Source organism: Labrys okinawensis, from assembly GCF_047345005.1.
GTDB classification, from domain to species: Bacteria; Pseudomonadota; Alphaproteobacteria; order Rhizobiales; family Labraceae; genus Labrys; species Labrys okinawensis.
The window spans coordinates 1349730-1367840 of the sequence record NZ_CP178864.1; the positions used below are offsets into that span (position 1 = coordinate 1349730).

Below are 18111 nucleotides of genomic sequence, written 5' to 3' on the forward strand. Positions count from 1 at the left end.
GGACATTACGTTATGGCACGTAGCAAGATCGCTCTTATCGGGGCGGGACAGATCGGTGGCACGCTCGCACTTCTCGCCGGTCTGAAGGAACTGGGCGATATCGTGCTCTTCGACGTGATGGAAGGCGTACCCCAGGGCAAGGCTCTCGACATCGCCGAAGCCTCGCCGGTCGATGGTTTCGACGCCAAGTTCGCCGGCACCCAGAGTTATGAAGGCATCAAGGGCGCCGACGTCGTCATCGTCACCGCGGGCGTGCCGCGCAAGCCCGGCATGAGCCGCGACGATCTCCTCTCCATCAATCTCAAGGTCATGGAGCAGGTGGGTGCCGGCATTGCCAAATATGCCAGGGACGCCTTTGTCATCTGCATCACCAATCCCCTCGACGCCATGGTCTGGGCTCTGCAGAAATCCTGCGGCCTGCCCGCCAACAAGGTTGTCGGCATGGCCGGCGTGCTCGACTCCTCGCGCTTCCGCCATTTTCTCGCCGACGAGTTCAACGTCTCGGTGGAAGACGTCACGGCCTTCGTGCTCGGCGGCCATGGCGACACCATGGTGCCCTCGGTGCGCTATTCCACCGTCGCCGGCATCCCGCTGCCCGATCTGATCAAGATGGGCTGGATTACCGAGGCTCGTCTCGCCGAGATCGTGCAGCGTACCCGCGACGGCGGCGCCGAGATCGTCAACCTCCTGAAGACCGGCTCGGCCTTCTATGCGCCGGCCGCCTCCGCCATCGTGATGGCCGAGAGCTATCTCAAGGACAAGAAGCGCGTGCTGCCCTGCGCCGCCCAGCTCAACGGACAGTATGGTGTCAAGGATCTCTATGTCGGCGTGCCCGTGGTACTCGGCGCCGGCGGTGTCGAACGCATCGTCGAGATCCAGCTCGACAAGGAAGAGCGCGCCGGATTCGAGAAGTCGGTCAACGCGGTGAAGTCGCTGGTCGACGCCTGCAAGACCATCGCCCCTTCGCTTGCCTGATCCTGCCCGCCACCGGAGCACAATCCAATGAACATCCATGAATACCAGGCCAAGGCCGTGCTGAAGGAATTCGGCCTGCCTGTGTCGCGCGGTGGTGCGGCGCTCACGGTCGAGGAAGCCGTCCGAGCCGCCCAGGACCTGCCGGGCCCTCTCTATGTGGTGAAGTCGCAGATCCATGCCGGCGGCCGCGGCAAGGGCAAGTTCAAGGAACTGCCTCCCGAAGCCAAGGGCGGCGTGCGCCTCTCCAAGTCGATCGACGAGGTCAAGGCCAATGCCGCCGAAATGCTCGGCAACACGCTGGTGACGGTGCAGACCGGCCCGGCCGGCAAGCAGGTCAACCGCCTCTATATCGAGGATGGCTCCGACATCGAGAAGGAATTCTACCTGTCCATGCTGGTCGACCGCGAAACCAGCCGCGTCGCTTTCGTGGTTTCCACCGAGGGCGGCATGGATATCGAGAAGGTGGCCCATGAGAGCCCCGAGAAGATCGTGACCTTCTCGGTCGATCCGGCCACCGGCGTGATGCCGCATCACGGCCTGACGGTCGCCAAGGCGCTCGGCCTCTCGGGCGATCTCACCAAGCAGGCGATCAGCCTCACCACCAAGCTCTACACGGCCTTCGTGGCCAAGGACATGTCGCTGCTCGAGATCAATCCGCTGATCATCACCAAGGATGGCCAGCTCAAGTGCCTGGACGCCAAGATCTCCTTCGATTCCAACTCGCTCTATCGCCATCCGGACATCGTGGCCCTGCGCGACGAGACGGAGGAGGATCCCAAGGAGATCGAGGCCTCGCGCTACGACCTCTCCTATATCGCCCTCGACGGCTCGATCGGCTGCATGGTCAACGGCGCGGGCCTTGCCATGGCGACGCTCGACATCATCAAGCTCTATGGCGAGGAACCGGCGAACTTCCTCGATGTCGGCGGCGGCGCCAGCAAGGAGAAGGTGACGGCCGCGTTCAAGATCATCACAGCCGACCCGCAGGTGAAGGGCATCCTGGTCAACATCTTCGGCGGCATCATGCGCTGCGACGTCATCGCAGAGGGCGTGATCGCCGCGGTGCAGGAAGTCGGCTTGCAGATCCCGCTGGTGGTGCGGCTCGAAGGTACCAATGTCGAACTCGGCAAGCAGATCATCCGCGAGTCCGGCCTGAACGTCATCGCCGCAGATGATCTCGATGACGCCGCCCAGAAGATTGTCAAAGCCGTGCGGGAAACCAAGTAATGTCCATCCTCATCAACAAGAACACCCGCGTCATCTGCCAGGGCTTCACCGGCAAGAACGGCACCTTCCATTCCGAGCAGGCCATGAAATACGGCACGCAGATGGTTGGCGGCACCTCGCCGGGCAAAGGCGGCTCGCAGCATCTCGGCCTGCCGGTCTTCGACACGGTCGCCGAGGCACGCCACGCCACGGCCGCCGACGCTTCCGTGATCTATGTGCCGCCGCCGGGCGCGGCGGACGCGATCTGCGAAGCTGTCGATGCCGAGATCCCGCTGATCGTCTGCATCACCGAGGGCATCCCGGTGGCTGACATGATCAAGGTCAAGCGCGCCCTGTCCGGCTCCAAGTCGCGCCTGATCGGCCCGAACTGCCCGGGCGTGATGACTTCGGACGAATGCAAGATCGGCATCATGCCCGGCAACATCTTCCGCAAGGGTTCGGTGGGCATTGTATCCCGGTCGGGAACGCTTACCTATGAAGCAGTGTTCCAGACCTCGAATGAAGGCCTCGGCCAGACCACGGCCGTCGGCATCGGCGGCGACCCCGTCAAGGGCACCGAATTCATTGACATGCTTGAGCTTTTCCTCGGTGACCCCGACACCCATTCGATCGTCATGATCGGTGAGATCGGCGGCTCGGCCGAGGAAGACGCGGCGCAGTTCCTGATCGACGAGGCCAAGCGCGGTCGCAAGAAGCCGACGGTCGGTTTCGTGGCTGGCCGCACCGCGCCTCCTGGACGACGCATGGGCCACGCCGGCGCCATCATCTCGGGTGGCAAGGGTGATGCCGCCTCGAAGATCGCGGCTCTGGAGGCTGCGGGTGTGCGGGTCTCGCCGTCGCCGGCGCGCCTGGGCACGACGTTGAGTGAACTTTTGAAGGGCTGAGGACAGGGCCGATGGAGGAGCGATCACTGATCGCCCTTTCTGAGGAGTATGCCGGAGAGGTGGGCGATCGGTGATCGCCCCTCCAGTTCGAAGGAACGGGACGATGGATCGTCAAGACGAACGGAACGGGCAAGGCTTTGCCTATGGTGGCGATGCCGCCTATCTCGAGGACCTCTACGCGCGTTACGAGGACAACCCGTCTTCGGTGACCGGCGAATGGGCTTCCTTCTTCGCCGGCCTCGCCGACGACAAGGCAATCGTCGAAAAGAATGCGCGGGGCGCCAGCTGGGCCAGACCAAACTGGCCGATTGCCGCCAATGGCGAGCTCGTCTCCGCCCTCGACGGCAATTGGGGGCAGGTCGAGAAGAAGGTCGGCGAGAAGATCAAGGCCAAGGCTCAGGAACAGGGCGCCACCATCACCCCGGAGGCGGTGCTGCAGGCCACGCGCGATTCGGTGCGTGCCATCATGCTCATCCGCGCCTACCGCATGCGCGGCCATCTCTTCGCCAATCTCGATCCGCTCGGTCTGCAGGCCCCTCGTGACCATGAGGAGCTGCATCCGCAGACCTACGGCTTCTCGGAGAACGACCTCGATCGCAAGATCTTCATCGACCATGTGCTGGGGCTTGAATTCGCCACCATCCATGAAATCGAGACGATCCTCAAGCGCACCTATTGCTCGACGCTGGGCGTCGAGTTCATGCATGTCTCCGACCCCACCCAGAAGGCCTGGATCCAGCAGCGCATCGAGGGCACGGACAAGGAGATCTCCTTCACCCGCGAGGGCAAGCGCGCCATCCTCAACAAGCTGATCGAGGCCGAGGGCTTCGAGAAGTTCATCGACGTCAAATATACCGGCACCAAGCGTTTCGGCCTGGACGGTTCGGAGTCGGCGATTCCCGCGCTGGAGCAGATCATCAAACGTGGCGGCGCCCTCGGCGTGCAGGACATCGTGCTGGGCATGGCCCATCGCGGCCGCCTCAACGTGCTCGCACAGGTGCTGGGCAAGCCGCATCGCGCCATCTTCCACGAATTCAAGGGCGGTTCCTACACCCCCGACGACGTGGAAGGCTCGGGCGACGTGAAATACCATCTGGGTGCGTCCTCGGACCGCGAATTCGACGGCAACAAGGTGCATCTGTCGCTCACCGCCAACCCCTCGCATCTGGAGATCGTCGATCCCGTGGTGCTCGGCAAGGTGCGCGCCAAGCAGGACCAGCATGACGACGTCAACGCCCGATCGACTGTGATGCCGCTGCTGATCCACGGCGATGCCGCTTTCGCCGGCCAGGGCGTGGTGGCCGAATGCCTCGGGCTTTCGGGCCTGAAGGGCCACCGCACCGGCGGCTCGATGCATTTCATCATCAACAACCAGATCGGCTTCACCACCTATCCGCGCTATTCGCGCTCCTCGCCCTATCCCTCCGACGTGGCGAAGATGATCGAGGCGCCGATCTTCCATGTGAATGGCGATGACCCGGAAGCGGTGGTGTTTGCCGCAAAGATCGCTACCGAATTCCGGCAGACCTTCCACAAGCCCGTGGTCATCGACATGTTCTGCTATCGCCGTTTTGGCCACAACGAAGGCGACGAGCCGGGCTTCACCCAGCCGCTGATGTACAAGAAGATCCGCTCGCATCCGGGCGTGGTCGAGATCTACTCGCAGCGCCTGATCGAGGCCGGCGTCGTCACGGCCGGCGAAGTCGACAAGATGAAGTCCGACTGGCGGGCCCGCCTGGAGGCCGAATATGAGGCCGGCCAGGCCTACAGGCCCAACAAGGCCGACTGGCTCGACGGCCAGTGGGCTGGCCTGAAGGCGATCGGCGCCACCGACGACGATCCGCGCCGCGGCGCCACCGGCGTCGACAGTGCCAAGCTGACCAATATCGGCATGGCGCTGACCAGGACGCCGGAAGGCTTCCATGTCCACAAGACCATCCAGCGCTTCATGGAAACGCGGCGCAAGATGATCGAGATGGGCGAAGGGCTCGATTGGGCGACAGCCGAGGCGCTGGCCTTCGGCACGCTCTGTGACGAGGGCCATCGCGTGCGGCTCTCAGGCCAGGACTGCGAGCGCGGCACCTTCTCGCAGCGCCATTCGGTGCTGATCGACCAGGAGACGGAGAAGCGCTACACCCCGCTCAAGAACATCCGCGAGGGCCAGGGCAGATACGAGGTCATCAACTCGATGCTCTCGGAAGAGGCCGTGCTCGGCTTCGAATATGGCTATTCGCTGGCGGAGCCGAAAGCGCTGACCTTGTGGGAAGCCCAGTTCGGCGACTTCGCCAACGGCGCGCAGGTGGTGTTCGACCAGTTCATCTCTTCGGGCGAGCGCAAATGGCTGCGCCTGTCGGGCCTGGTCTGCCTGCTGCCGCATGGCTATGAAGGGCAAGGGCCGGAGCATTCCTCCGCGCGCCTCGAGCGCTTCCTGCAGATGTGCGCCGAGGACAACATGCAGGTCGCCAACTGCACGACGCCGGCGAACTACTTCCACATCCTGCGCCGCCAGCTCAAGCGTGATATCCGCAAGCCCCTGATCCTGATGACGCCGAAGTCGCTGCTGCGCCACAAGCGCTGCGTCTCCAAGCTCAGCGAACTCGGGACCGATACGACCTTCCACCGCATCTTGTGGGACGATGCCCAGTTCGGCACCTCCACCACCAAGCTGGTGGCGGACGAGAAGATCCGGCGCGTCGTGCTGTGCACCGGCAAGGTCTATTACGACCTGCTCGACGAGCGCGAGAAGCGGGGCATCGACGACATCTATCTGATGCGCGTCGAGCAACTCTATCCCTTCCCGCTGAAGTCGCTGGCCGCGGAACTGTCACGCTTCCGCAAGGCGGATGTGGTCTGGTGCCAGGAAGAGCCCAAGAATATGGGCTCCTGGTCCTTCGTCGAGCCCTATCTCGAATGGGTGCTCGGCCAGGCTGGAACCAAGGCCAAGCGTGCCGCCTATGCCGGGCGCCCGGCTTCGGCAGCCACGGCCACGGGCCTGATGTCCAAGCATCTGGCCCAGCTCCAGGCCTTCACCGATGAAGCGCTGACCATCTGACGGGAGAGATCATGCCCTTCTTCGTTTGCCGGCTCATCGCCCCGCGCCCGACCTTCGCCTTCGACATGACGGAAGCGGAGCGCGACATGATGGGCCGGCATGGCGCCTATCTGCGCCAATGGGCGGAGGAGGGCAGCATCATCCTGTTCGGGCCGGTTGGCGACCCCAAGGGGCCCTGGGGCCTCGCCATTTTCGAGGCTGCGGACGAGGCCAAGGTGAAGGAGATCTTGGACGGGGATCCCGTCCTCAGCTCCGGCGCCGGCTTTTCCCACGAGATACTACCCATGATGCAGGCCGTTTCCGGGCGCCGCCTGCTCCCTGCAAACCCCTAGAGCAAGGCGCGTTTACACGTAAGCACTCATTGCTCTAGCTCTTTATTTTAACGCGTCCTTGCGAATCCTGACGACTCCATCAGTTCGCAAGACGCCATGGTTAGAAGAGGAACCCCGCACGGGGCGCAAAAATATGGCGACGGAAATAAAGGTGCCGACCCTCGGCGAATCGGTCACGGAAGCCACGATCGGCAAATGGTTCAAGAAGCCCGGCGATGCCGTGAAGGTGGACGAGCCTTTGCTCGAGCTTGAAACCGACAAGGTGACGCTGGAGGTCAACGCTCCCGCCAGCGGCGTGCTGGGTGAAATCCTGGCGAAGGCCGGTGAGACGGTGGGCGTGGGTGCCTTGCTGGGCTCCGTCGAGGCTGGCGGTGCTGCTGCCGCTCCCGCACCGGCCGCGCCCGCGCCGGCGGCAACCCCGTCTGCTCCCGCGGCTCCGGTGGCCGCCGCCGCTCCCGCGACCGCCATGCCGGCATCGCCCGCCGCCGCCAAGATCGCCGCCGACCGCAGCCTCAACGTGGCCGAGATCGAAGGCTCCGGCCGCCGGGGCCAGGTGCTGAAAGGCGATGTGCTGACGGCTGAAGCGCCCAAGCCCGTCGCGGCCCCGGCCGTCGCTCCGGTGCCTGCGCCCGCTCCGGTTCCCGCCGCGCCCCGCGCGCCGTCGCCCGCTGCCGACGCCGCCCGCGAGGAACGCGTGCGCATGACCAAGCTGCGCCAGACCATTGCCCGCCGCCTCAAGGAGGCACAGGCCAATGCCGCCATGCTGACGACCTTCAACGAGGTCGACATGACCCACGTCATGGCCCTGCGCAACCAGTATAAGGACCTGTTCGAAAAGAAGCATGGCGTGAAGCTCGGCTTCATGTCCTTCTTCGTGCGCGCCGTGACGCAGGCTCTCAAGGAGATGCCGGCTGTCAATGCCGAGATCGACGGGCAGGACATCATCTACAAGAACTACTGCCACATCGGTGTCGCCGTCGGCACCGACAAGGGGCTGGTGGTTCCCATCATCCGCGATGCCGAGACGCTTGGCCTTGCCGCCATCGAGAAGGCCATTGCCGATTTCGGCAAGCGCGCCCGCGACGGCCAGCTGAAGATCGAAGAGATGCAAGGCGGCACCTTCACCATCTCGAACGGTGGTGTCTATGGCTCGCTGATGTCGACGCCGATCCTGAACGCTCCGCAATCGGCCATCCTGGGCATGCACAAGATTCAGGAACGCCCGATGGTGGTCGGCGGCCAGATCGTGGCCCGCCCGATGATGTATCTCGCGCTCTCCTACGATCACCGCATCATCGACGGCAAGGAAGCGGTGACCTTCCTGGTTCGCGTCAAGGAAAGCCTGGAGGATCCGGCAAGGCTTGTGCTGGACCTCTGACGGGCGTCATCCCGGACGCGGGGCGGCATGCAATGTCGCGCCGCGGATCCGGGGCCGCGTGACGATCGAGCAACCTATTCTAATGACGGTCCCGGGTCTGCGTCGCACCGCTTCGCGCTGCAACACGCCCGGGATGACCCCCAAAGCGAGCACTCCCCCATGCCCACCCATGATCTCGTCGTTATCGGCACCGGCCCCGGAGGCTATGTCTGTGCCATTCGCGCGGCCCAGCTCGGGCTCAATGTCGCCGTGGTCGAGAAGAACGCCACCTATGGCGGCACCTGCCTGAATATCGGCTGCATCCCCTCCAAGGCGCTGCTGCACGCCTCCGAGCTTTTCGATGAGGCCGGCCACGGCTTCAAGGCCTTCGGCATCGAGGTGCCGGCGCCCGTGCTCAACCTCGCCCAGATGATGAAGCACAAGCAGGAAACAGTGGATGCCAATGTCCAGGGCGTCGCCTTCCTGTTCAAGAAGAACAAGATCACCGCCTATCGCGGCAGGGGCAAGATCCTTGGCGCCGGCAAGGTCGAGGTCACGGCCGATGACGGCTCCAAACAGACCGTCGACACCAAGTCGATCGTGATCGCCACGGGTTCCGACGTTGCCCAGCTGCCGGGCGTGACGATCGACGAGAAGATCGTGGTCTCCTCCACCGGTGCGCTGGAACTTGCCGTCGTGCCGAAGAAGCTCGTCGTCATCGGCGCCGGCGTGATCGGTCTCGAACTTGGCTCGGTATGGCGCCGCCTGGGCGCCGAGGTCACCGTGGTCGAGTTCCTTGACCGCATCCTGCCTGGCATGGATGGCGAGGTGGCCAAGCAGGCCCAGCGCCTGTTCACCCGCCAGGGCATGGAGTTCAAGCTCGCCACCAAGGTCACCGGCGTGACCACCAGCACGACGGGTGCCGTCGTCTCGATCGAGCCCGTCGCCGGCGGCGAGACGCAGACGATCGCCGCCGATATCGTGCTGGTCTCGACCGGCCGCCGCCCCTACACGGACGGGCTGGGCCTGGAGGAAGCGGGCGTGGGCACGGAGCGCGGGCGCGTGGTGATCGACGACCACTTCGCCACCAATGTACCCGGCATCTATGCCATCGGCGACGTGGTGCGCGGCCCGATGCTGGCTCACAAGGGGGAGGATGAGGGCATTGCCATCGCGGAGATCCTGGCCGGGCAGCATGGCCATGTGAATTACGACACCATTCCAGCTGTGGTCTATACCTATCCCGAGATCGCCTCGGTGGGGAAGACCGAGGAGGAGCTCAAGGCCGCAGGCGTCGCCTACAAGGTCGGCAAGTTCCCATTCACCGCCAATGGCCGCGCCCGCGCCAACCGCACCACGGAAGGCTTCGTCAAGTTCCTGGCCGATGCCACGACGGACCGCGTGCTCGGCGCCCATATCCTTGGCGCTGGGGCTGGCGAGATGATTCACGAGGCCGTTGTTCTCATGGAATTCGGCGGTTCCTCGGAGGATCTCGGCCGCACCTGCCACGCCCATCCGACCATGTCGGAGGCGGTGAGGGAGGCTGCTCTGGCGGTCGAGGGGCGCGCAATTCACATCTGAAGCAAAATGCGTTCAGGTGGGAGCTGATATCGAAATTGACTGCCTGGTACCAAATGCATTTTGCGATTCTTGGTGCTTCGATCTGAAAGCAAAACGCTCTAGAACGCCCTTTTGCTGTTGCAAAGCCGCTAAATGGCCATACACACGCGCTAAAGCGCTTTGTGATTTGACGAAATCGTCATGAATCGCAAAGACGCGTCAAATATGGAACCGGAGCAAATTAGCGTTTACGCCTGAACGCGTTTTGCTCTAGGGCATCGTCCAAAGCGGGACATGCCCGCCTTCTTTCCAAGCCGCCGGTTCGGCCCCTCGGGCCGGCCGCCCTCGGAGTTTCCAATGCCTGTAGCCCGGACCGTTCTCGCCGCCCTGAGCCTCTTTATGCTGGCGGGGACAGCCCTCGCGCAGGACGATCCGGCTGGTACGCCCACGCCGCCGTCCCGCCCGCCAGTGCAGCAGACCCCCACTGGTGCCGGCGACGTGCCCGCTCCCGAATTCGTGGCCTCCGGCCAGCCCCTGGAGATCGACACCCATCCGATCAATCCGAAGGGGGTCAGTACGGCGGACAAGGCGACGCTCGACCAGATCGACACCTATTTCAACAATATCAAGTTCTTCTCCGGCGATTTCTTGCAGGTCGGCTCGGACGGCAAGCGCGTCACCGGAAAGTTCTGGGTCTCCAAGCCCGGCCGCATGCGCTTCGACTACGATCCGCCCTCGGCGCTGCAATTGCTGGCCGACGGCACATCGGTTGCGGTGCGCAACCGCAAGCTCAATACCCAGAGCCTCTATTTCATCAAGCAGACCCCGTTGCGCTTCCTGCTGGCTGAGAAGCTCGATCTGATCGAGGATTCCAAGGTGCTGGAAGTAGGCAGCGAGCAGGCAGGCATCAGCGTGGTGCTGGAGGAAGGCTCGGCCGCGAGCGGAGGCAAGTCGCGCATCCAGTTGACCTTCCCCGCGCCATCCTATGATCTGAAGCAGTGGACGATCACGGACCCGCAGGGCTACGATACCACCGTGACCATCTCGGGCATCGACCGCAAGCTGCAGCTGCCGGATCGTATCTTCTTTATCGACCAGCAGAAGATCTTGAAGTGACAGGGAGCGCTCCCTGTCACCTCCTCCTTGCCAGCAATGCAGTGCGCATCAGGGCGCGTGAGACGATCGCCTCGTCCAGGGCTGCATTGCGCCTTGCATCGAACACCGCTTCCGACAAATCGGCGACGATGCGGTCAAGCCTGTTCATGCTGAGGGCTGCCAATTGCGCGGTGACCGCGGCCCGGCGCTTGAAGTAGATCTGCATCCCCATCGTCTCAACCACGCCCGCCGGCGGACGGCCCTTCTCGACCTCGCCGCGCAGCCTGTGCAGGAGAAGAGCGTGGCGCAGTGCCATGCCGGCGAGCTGGGAGGTATTGACGCCCTCGCTCCAGGCCTTGGCGAGGGTGGTGTCCAGCCTGTCGGCCTGGCCGGAAAAGGCCGCGTCGATGATCTCGTCGGTGGCGAGGGCGCTGGCGTCTCCCACCACGGCCTCGACATCGCGCGCCTCGATACGCCCGGCGCCGTGGGCATAGAGGGTAAGCTTCTTCAATTCGCTCCGCGTCGCCAGCCGGTCGCCGCCGAGGAGGCCCATCAGCATTTCGCGCGCATCGGGAGCGATGGTGAGGCCTGCACCCGCCACTTCCTCGGCGATGATCTGGCCGATATTGGTGCTTTCGTCACTGAAGCAGGCGATTACGGTGCCGGCCCGTGACTTCTCGACCAGTGTCAGCAGAGCATGGCCCTTTTTCAGCTCTCCCGCCTCGATCACCACCCGGCAGGCGCTCGGCGGACTTGCGAGCACCGGCTCGACGGCGGCCACGAGGCTGCGGCTCCCGGCGCGCAGGCGCACGGCCCTGCGGCCGCCGAAGAGCGGGATGGTGAAGACCTCGTCGGCAAGGCGTGCCGGATCGCCGCTGACATCGTCGCCGTCGAGGCGTACGAGCTGGAAGGGATCCTCGACGTCATCGACCGAAGCCGCAACGAGCGCGCGCACGCGCTCGCTTACCAGGCCCGTATCCGGCCCATAGACCAGAATCACGGCGAAATGCGCGTCCGGCTTCTTGATGAAGGCATCGACGGCCCGCCGCTCGATCGTCGCCATGATGCCCTAATATCCTTGCGCCCTAATATCCTTGCGCCCTTATGGGTGATCGGCGAGCCAGGTCGCCAGGCGCAGGCGGATCTGGTCGGCCATCACCCCAGCCGCGTCGTTTTCGGCGTCGCGCTCAGCCCGTATAGCGGCGTAACGCTGCAGGCCCGAGGCGTAGGATTTGCGGGTGTTCATCTTGGCCTTGTAGAGCACCTTGCTCGTTGCGGCATCCTTTAATGTGAAGTCGACCGTTACGGTGACCAGGTCTATCTGCGGCGTAGCATTGAGGGCGTTGATGAGCGCCGACTCGGTAAGGGTGGAGGTCACAAGCGTCAATGTATATCGGGTGGGCGGCGCATAGTCGCCGCCCGTCAGGTTGAACGACAACTTGTTGCGCACCTGCTGGCCGATGCGGTCGTCGACGGGTTCGATGGAGATCGCGGCAAGGCGGTCCTTCAATCCGGGAGCGCCGTTGGCGGGGTCGGCCAGCATCGGGCGAAAGCAGCCGCCCAGCATCAAGGTTGGAACGAGCGCTAGTGCGAGGAGAGCCTTCCGGCGGGTGGGTTGGTCAGACGACGACATTCACAATCCTTCCCGGCACCACGATGATCTTCCTTGGCATGCGGCCCTCGAGGGCGCGCTGCACCGCTTCGTTCGCCAATGTGGCAGCTTCGACCTCTTTTGGCGACGCCGATTTCGGCACCGTCACATCCGCGCGCTTCTTGCCATTGATCTGCACCGGCAGGGCGATGCTGTCGTCCTCCAGCAGCGCCGCTTCGGTTTTTGGCCAGGCGGCCTCGGCGACCAGGCCCCCGGTACCTAGCAAGGTCCAGCACTCTTCGGCCAGATGCGGCATCATAGGGGAGATGAGCTGCACCAGGATGATAGCGGCCTCCTCAAGGGCGGCGGCGGTATCGGGAGGGATGGCCTCGCCATGCTTGAAGCCGTCCAGGACGCGGCCCATGACATTGGTGAGCGTGTAGATGTGTGCGACGCAGCGGTTGAAGGCAAGGCGCTCGATATCGGTCTCCACTGCCGCGAGGGCACGGTGCGCCGCCTTGCGGATGACGAGCGCTTCCTCGCCGCCCGCATCGGGGACGGATGCCCTGGTGCCCTCCGCCGCGATCTCGTTTACGATGCGCCAGATGCGCTGCACGAAGCGGCCTGCGCCCTGCACGCCATCCTCGGTCCAGATCACATCGCGTTCGGGCGGCGAGTCGGAGAGCATGAACCAGCGGGCGGTGTCGGCGCCGTAGTCGGCGATGATGTCGTCGGGATCCACGACATTCTTGTGCGACTTCGACATCTTCTCGATCGGACCGATCTCGAGCGGCTCGCCCGTACGGCTGTTGAAGGCGCGGCGCTCTGCGCCGTCACCCTCGATCCGCACATCGGCCGGCACGATCCACTCGCCATTGGCGGCGCGATAGCTCTCATGCACCACCATGCCCTGGGTGAACAAGCCTTTGAAGGGTTCGTCCAGCCCGACATGACCGGTCTTCTTCATGGCGCGGACGAAGAAGCGACTATACAGCAGATGCAGGATGGCATGCTCGATGCCGCCGATATATTGGTCGACAGGCAGCCACTCATCGACCTCCTTGCGGATGGTCGGCGCGGTCTCAACCCACGGATCGGTGAAGCGGGCGAAATACCAGGACGAGTCGACGAAAGTATCCATCGTATCCGTCTCGCGGCGGGCATCGTGTCCGCATTGCGGGCAGGAAACATGGCGCCAGGTCGGATGATGGTCGAGCGGATTGCCGGGCTTGTCGAAGGTGACGTCATCAGGCAGCTTGACCGGCAGGTCTTTCTTGGGCACCGGCACCACACCGCAGACCTCGCAGTGGATCACCGGGATCGGGCAGCCCCAGTAGCGCTGGCGCGAGATGCCCCAGTCGCGCAGGCGGAAATTCACCTTGCGTTCGGCCACAGGCATGTTGCCGCGAGTCTCGCTCTCCAGCCGCTTTGCTACCTCTTCCTTGGCCTGCGCAATAGTCATGCCGTTCAGAAAACGCGAATTGATCAGCAGACCGTCGCCGTCATAGGCGGTGTCGCTGATGACGAAGCTCGTGGGATCCTGGCCTGGCGGGCACACTACGGGGGTGTTGCCCAGGCCATAGGTGTTGACGAAATCGAGGTCGCGCTGGTCATGGGCCGGGCAGCCGAAGATGGCGCCGGTGCCATACTCCATCAGTACGAAATTGGCGACATAGACGGGCAGTTTCCACGAGGAATCGAAGGGATGCACCGCCCTGATTCCGGTGTCGAAACCCTTCTTCTGCGCCGTTTCGATTGCCGCTTCCGAGGTACCGGTGCGCTGCACTTCCTCGATGAAGGCAGCCAGGGCCGGATTCTTCTCGGCCGCAGCCTTGGCCAGCGGGTGGTCGGCCGCGATCGCCATGAACTTGGCGCCGAACAGCGTGTCGGGGCGGGTGGTATAGATCAGCAGCTCGCTCTCGCCGGCAGGCACGGTATCCTGGTCCAGCATGAAGCGAACCTGAAGACCCTCCGAGCGGCCGATCCAGTTCTTCTGCATCAACCGGACCTTGTCCGGCCAGCGATCGAGCGTATCGAGGGCTTCCAGGAGATCCTGCGAATAGTCGGTGATCTTGAAGAACCACTGCACCAGCTCGCGCTGCTCCACCAGCGCGCCCGAGCGCCAGCCGCGGCCGTCGATCACCTGCTCGTTGGCGAGGACGGTATGGTCCACCGGATCCCAGTTCACCCTGGAGACCTTGCGCTCCACCAGGCCGGCCTGCAGAAAGTCCAGGAACATCGCTTGCTGATGGCGGTAATAGGAGGGATCGCAGGTGGCGATCTCGCGGCTCCAGTCCAGCGACAGGCCCATCGATTTGAGCTGGCCGCGCATCGTGTCGATATTGGCGTAGGTCCATTTCGCCGGATGCGACTTATTCTGTGCCGCTGCGTTTTCTGCGGGCAGGCCGAAGGCATCCCAGCCCATGGGATGCAGCACGTTGAAGCCCTTGGCCCGGCGGTAACGCGCCACAACGTCGCCCATGGTGTAGTTGCGCACGTGACCCATATGGATGCGCCCGGAGGGATAGGGGAACATCTCGAGCACGTAGTAACGCGGCCTTGGATCCTCGTTCTTGGTCGCGAAGATGGCATTGTCAGCCCAGGTCTTCTGCCATCTGGGCTCGGCGTCGCGGGCGTTATAGCGCTCGGTGGTCATGGAACAGCAACTCAAAAAGGGTAGGCGGGAACGAGTACGTGTCTCGTCGGTATGTGGGGATGAAGGCTTTTAGCGGGGCGATCCCGTTATTGCCAGCTTTGTGTGGGGGAAAGGAAGAGAGATGAGGTTCATCGTTGCCCAAATCGTAATGTGTGCCTAAAACTTAGGATGGTTCACAAAATAGGCAGTATTGCAGCGGGGCAGTGAGGGCAGGGCATGGGCAAGCCGAACGTTCGTCCCTTGATTGCATTTTCGATTCTGCAACTCGAAGAAGCATTCGAGGCGGCGGTGCTCGCCCAGGACAACAAGAAGATCAGGGAAGTCGCCAAGGAGTTGGAATGCCGCAGCGTTCCGAAAGCCAAAAGGCTCCTCCGCAGGGTGTCGGATCATATCGAAGCGACCAGGAAGCCGCGGCATACCGCTAGGAAGCCGAATGCCGCTGAACCCCGCGACGGCAGTACCATGGAGGCCGCTGCGCCCAAACCTCCGCAAGCGGCGCCGACACGGAAAACGAAGACCGAGACCGTTCCGCCCGCCGATGCTCCGCCGGCCCCTGCCCCCGCCCCCACCGAACAGGATACCGCACCGCCTGAACCGTCGAGGGAGCTGAGTTCAAGCCAGACCAGCCGACCTCCCATTCGGCAGGAACCGGCCTCCGACAACCTGCAAACGCAGGCGCTGGACCAGGCCCAGGCGCGCCGCGTGCTCGATGCCTGGATGCTGGCGGAAATCCTGGCGCCTTATGGACGCTATGGCAGGCCCTCCGATCTCATCGGGAGCAAAGGGGTCGGCATCGCGGACTTGGCTGTTACATCAGACCTGCCCTGGCTGTCGGGCGAGGAGGGCCAAGTACAGGGTGGCCCGTTCTACCAGGTCGTCGTCGGGGCCATTCGCCTGGACGAGGCTGCGGCGCGCCTGTTCGAGCTCTACGGCGATACGAAGATCGATGGCGCGGCACCCTCCGGCTTCGCACCGATCGCCATCCTGACCCTGGAGCGCGATGGCAGGCCGATCGCGGGCAACGCCCTGGCGATTTCAAGCTTTGCCTGGGCGCTGCCATTTGCCCTGAAACGCGACTTCGCCGCCCTTGCGAGTTGGACGCAGGCGCGGCAGGTCCTCGCATTGGAGGCCGAGAGGCTGTTGTGGCCGGCGGGGGAGGTGGCGGAGCCTCCCATTCTGACAGGGTCGCTGCTGCAAGGCCTTTTCCAGCACCTTGTCGAAAAGCTGGAACTGCCGGTTGAACTTACCGTCTCACCGCATTTCGCTCTTAGGGTCGAGCGGAACTGGCGCGGGGAGGTGCTCCCCGATTCGCCGGCCGTAGAAAGTCCGTATCTCGCCAATCTTGAGATGGCACGGCAGCAGCTCCAGAAGGGCCGGCCCCACGAGAATCTCGCCCGCTATCTCAGTCTGAAGGTTCCCTCCCGCCGGATCGACCTGCGTGGAAACGACATCGCGCTCGCGGATGCGATTTCTCCTACCAGGATACCGCCGGGCAAATGGCCAGCCGGAGCAGAACAGCCGCTCGTGCTCCTGCAGCAAGCAGCCGTGAATCTGGCCCTCGACGGGCGCGATGCATCCCGTCTCCTGCCGATCAACGGGCCTTCGGGCACCGGAAAGGGCGCCTTGCTGCGCGATCTCATCGCCGCCCTGGTGATTAGGCGGGCCGAGGTGATGTCCGAGATCGCCAATCCCCGAGAGGCGTTCACCCATATCGGCAAGGTGCGGGCGACGGATGGCTTCACCGATCGCTACGTGGTCAGCGAGGCCTTGAAGGGCCATGAGATCGTGATCGTCGCGTCCAACGATGCGTTGGAAAAGATCGTTACCGAGTTGATGGACCTGCGGACCATCGATGCCACGCGTGCCGATCTGCGCTATTTTAGCACGGTCGCAGATCGTCTTTTCCAGGCGGATGAGGCAGGACCGCGGAACTGGGGCCTGGTTGCCGCAGCGCTGGGCAGGGCGTCCGACCTGGCGCGGCTCAGGCGCACGGTCTGGGACGATGAGGAATACGGCCTGAGGCCCTATCTGCTCGAGGCCGTCGGCGCCTCACAATCCATAGAGGCCGGCGTGGCCGCCGCCAAAGGCGGGCGGCGTCGCAAGCCCGCCGTGGTGGAGGCCGAGAAGCCACCGGAGAAAGCCGAAGCGCTGATGCGCTGGCAGGAGGCGCAGCGCGCCTTCAGGTCGAAGGCGAAAGAAGCCAGGGCCCAGCTCGACGTTCTGGAGCGTGGCCGCCAGGCGCTCGGAGAACGGGTCGATCCCGAGGCCGAAGAGGCGCTGCAGCTCCAGCTCACGTCCGCTGAAACGGTCGCGGAGGAGGCGCGCGCGCTCTTCACCAATCTCACCGCGCAAATCGAGGCGATCCGCCGTGCCCTGGCCGACGCCGAGCAGGCACTGCAGGATCACACAGCCAGCAAGCCCTCCTTTCTGCGCCGCCTGGTGGGCGCCAGGCAACCCCTGGCCTGGAGCCAGGCCATGGAGCGGCTGGAGCGTGAGCGTGACGACCTATCAGAGAAGCTGTCCGGCCTCGAAGGCCAGCTGAAGGCGGCGGGATCGCGGCACGACGAGGCGACGGCTCTCCTGGCAAATCTTCGTCAGACTGCCGGGCAGCTCGAGGCCAGGAAAAAGTCGCTGGCGGAAGCGATCGATGCCGCCATCGCCCTCAGCGGCCTCGGCTTCGTCGACGCCGCCTTCTTCGACCGCCCGGACATGGAGGTCCAGCGCGACACGCCCTGGCTGAGCGCCGAGATCAACCGGCTGCGCGAGGACCTTTTCGCTGCGGCGATGGGACTGCACCGGGCGTTCGTCGATGCTGCCGCAAAGCCCGTCAGTTCCAATCTGGACCTGTTGTTCCGCAGCTTCTCCGGCAATGCCGAATGGACGGAGAAGATGCGCCCGCTCATGCCGGACCTGTGGGCGACCTTCGCCTGCGCCATCCCGGTCATCGCCACCACCTTCGAGGCAGCCGAGCATTGGTTCGATGCGTTGGAGCCGGAGGCACTCGGTTGGTTCCTGATCGACGGGGCCGGCGAGATTCCGCCTCAGCATGCGGTCGGCGGCCTCCTGCGTGCCAAGCAAGCCGTCGTAATCGGCGATCCCATGCAGCTTGCGACGGTGCCATGCCTCTCGCCAGGATTGGTCGAGGCGATTGCCGGGCATCTCGACATCGACGCCGAGCGCTTCATGGCCCCGAGCGCCTCGGTGCAGACCCTTGCCGGCGGCGCAAGCGTATTCGGCAACACCGTGGCGCTGGGCGGAGCCTGGAAGCGCCGGGCAGCGAAACCCTCGGCTGTGCCGGTGTCCGGGCCGTCCGCGAAAGCCGACGGACCCCAGAGCTTTGCCAAGGCATTTCCGAGAAGAGTCGACAGGTTTTCCGATTGAA

12 protein-coding genes are annotated in these 18111 nt (G+C 64.1%); 9 read left to right on the forward strand and 3 right to left on the reverse strand.

Translation table 11 applies throughout. The features are described from left to right. The first annotated feature begins 12 nt into the window (after positions 1–12). The 8 genes from mdh to ACMDCR_RS06530 all read left to right on the forward strand — a co-directional run bounded on the left by mdh (position 13) and on the right by ACMDCR_RS06530 (position 10503). Positions 13–975: a malate dehydrogenase gene (mdh, locus tag ACMDCR_RS06495; protein WP_413991736.1), complete on the forward strand. Its 963-nt coding sequence runs from the start codon at positions 13–15 to the stop codon at positions 973–975. Positions 976–1002: 27 nt separating this feature from the next. Next, positions 1003–2202: an ADP-forming succinate--CoA ligase subunit beta gene (gene sucC, locus ACMDCR_RS06500; RefSeq protein WP_413991737.1), complete on the forward strand. Its 1200-nt coding sequence runs from the start codon at positions 1003–1005 to the stop codon at positions 2200–2202. Next, complete coding sequence (gene sucD / locus ACMDCR_RS06505) at positions 2202–3086, forward strand: succinate--CoA ligase subunit alpha (protein ID WP_413991738.1); 885 nt, start codon at positions 2202–2204, stop codon at positions 3084–3086. The genes sucC and sucD overlap by 1 nt, the downstream gene beginning before the upstream one ends. 103 nt (positions 3087–3189) lie before the next feature. Next, the gene (locus ACMDCR_RS06510) at positions 3190–6138 is read left to right on the forward strand and encodes a 2-oxoglutarate dehydrogenase E1 component (RefSeq protein WP_413991739.1); all 2949 of its coding nucleotides are present in this window, start codon (positions 3190–3192) and stop codon (positions 6136–6138) included. A gap of 11 nt (positions 6139–6149) precedes the next feature. Then, complete coding sequence (locus ACMDCR_RS06515) at positions 6150–6470, forward strand: YciI family protein (RefSeq protein WP_413991740.1); 321 nt, start codon at positions 6150–6152, stop codon at positions 6468–6470. Positions 6471–6603: 133 nt separating this feature from the next. Further along, positions 6604–7848 (forward strand): 2-oxoglutarate dehydrogenase complex dihydrolipoyllysine-residue succinyltransferase, encoded by a 1245-nt coding sequence (odhB, locus tag ACMDCR_RS06520; RefSeq protein WP_413991741.1) that lies wholly within the window; start codon positions 6604–6606, stop codon positions 7846–7848. Between the two features lie 159 nt (positions 7849–8007). Next, the gene (gene lpdA / locus ACMDCR_RS06525) at positions 8008–9408 is read left to right on the forward strand and encodes a dihydrolipoyl dehydrogenase (protein WP_413991742.1); all 1401 of its coding nucleotides are present in this window, start codon (positions 8008–8010) and stop codon (positions 9406–9408) included. A 336-nt stretch (positions 9409–9744) separates the two neighbouring features. Then, positions 9745–10503, forward strand: a complete 759-nt coding sequence (locus ACMDCR_RS06530) for a LolA family protein (protein ID WP_413991743.1) — start codon at positions 9745–9747, stop codon at positions 10501–10503. A gap of 16 nt (positions 10504–10519) precedes the next feature. On the opposite strand, the gene holA is transcribed toward ACMDCR_RS06530, so the two are convergent. The 3 genes from holA to leuS are packed head-to-tail and all read right to left on the reverse strand — an operon-like array spanning position 10520 to position 14729. After that, positions 10520–11545 carry a DNA polymerase III subunit delta gene (holA, locus tag ACMDCR_RS06535; RefSeq protein ID WP_413991744.1) on the reverse strand — a complete coding sequence of 342 codons (1026 nt, stop codon included), beginning with the start codon at positions 11543–11545 and terminating at the stop codon, positions 10520–10522. 39 nt (positions 11546–11584) lie between these two features. After that, complete coding sequence (gene lptE, locus ACMDCR_RS06540; protein ID WP_413991745.1) at positions 11585–12115, reverse strand: LPS assembly lipoprotein LptE; 531 nt, start codon at positions 12113–12115, stop codon at positions 11585–11587. Next, positions 12102–14729, reverse strand: a complete 2628-nt coding sequence (gene leuS / locus ACMDCR_RS06545) for a leucine--tRNA ligase (protein ID WP_413991746.1) — start codon at positions 14727–14729, stop codon at positions 12102–12104. The genes lptE and leuS overlap by 14 nt, the downstream gene beginning before the upstream one ends. 216 nt (positions 14730–14945) lie before the next feature. Between leuS and ACMDCR_RS06550 the strand changes: the two genes are divergently transcribed. Further along, the gene (locus ACMDCR_RS06550) at positions 14946–18110 is read left to right on the forward strand and encodes a hypothetical protein (RefSeq protein ID WP_413991747.1); all 3165 of its coding nucleotides are present in this window, start codon (positions 14946–14948) and stop codon (positions 18108–18110) included. Position 18111 lies beyond the last annotated feature (1 nt).

What these genes read in the sequence shown, in the direction of transcription:
- ACMDCR_RS06515 (WP_413991740.1), top strand. Translation starts at nt 6,150, where the DNA reads ATGCCCTTCTTCGTTTGCCGGCTCATCGCCCCGCGCCCGACCTTCGCC.
- lptE (WP_413991745.1), bottom strand. Translation starts at nt 12,115, where the DNA reads ATGTCGTCGTCTGACCAACCCACCCGCCGGAAGGCTCTCCTCGCACTA.
- ACMDCR_RS06550 (WP_413991747.1), top strand. Translation starts at nt 14,946, where the DNA reads ATGGGCAAGCCGAACGTTCGTCCCTTGATTGCATTTTCGATTCTGCAA.
- sucC (WP_413991737.1), top strand. Translation starts at nt 1,003, where the DNA reads ATGAACATCCATGAATACCAGGCCAAGGCCGTGCTGAAGGAATTCGGC.
- lpdA (WP_413991742.1), top strand. Translation starts at nt 8,008, where the DNA reads ATGCCCACCCATGATCTCGTCGTTATCGGCACCGGCCCCGGAGGCTAT.
- holA (WP_413991744.1), bottom strand. Translation starts at nt 11,545, where the DNA reads ATGGCGACGATCGAGCGGCGGGCCGTCGATGCCTTCATCAAGAAGCCG.
- ACMDCR_RS06530 (WP_413991743.1), top strand. Translation starts at nt 9,745, where the DNA reads ATGCCTGTAGCCCGGACCGTTCTCGCCGCCCTGAGCCTCTTTATGCTG.
- odhB (WP_413991741.1), top strand. Translation starts at nt 6,604, where the DNA reads ATGGCGACGGAAATAAAGGTGCCGACCCTCGGCGAATCGGTCACGGAA.
- leuS (WP_413991746.1), bottom strand. Translation starts at nt 14,729, where the DNA reads ATGACCACCGAGCGCTATAACGCCCGCGACGCCGAGCCCAGATGGCAG.
- mdh (WP_413991736.1), top strand. Translation starts at nt 13, where the DNA reads ATGGCACGTAGCAAGATCGCTCTTATCGGGGCGGGACAGATCGGTGGC.
- sucD (WP_413991738.1), top strand. Translation starts at nt 2,202, where the DNA reads ATGTCCATCCTCATCAACAAGAACACCCGCGTCATCTGCCAGGGCTTC.
- ACMDCR_RS06510 (WP_413991739.1), top strand. Translation starts at nt 3,190, where the DNA reads ATGGATCGTCAAGACGAACGGAACGGGCAAGGCTTTGCCTATGGTGGC.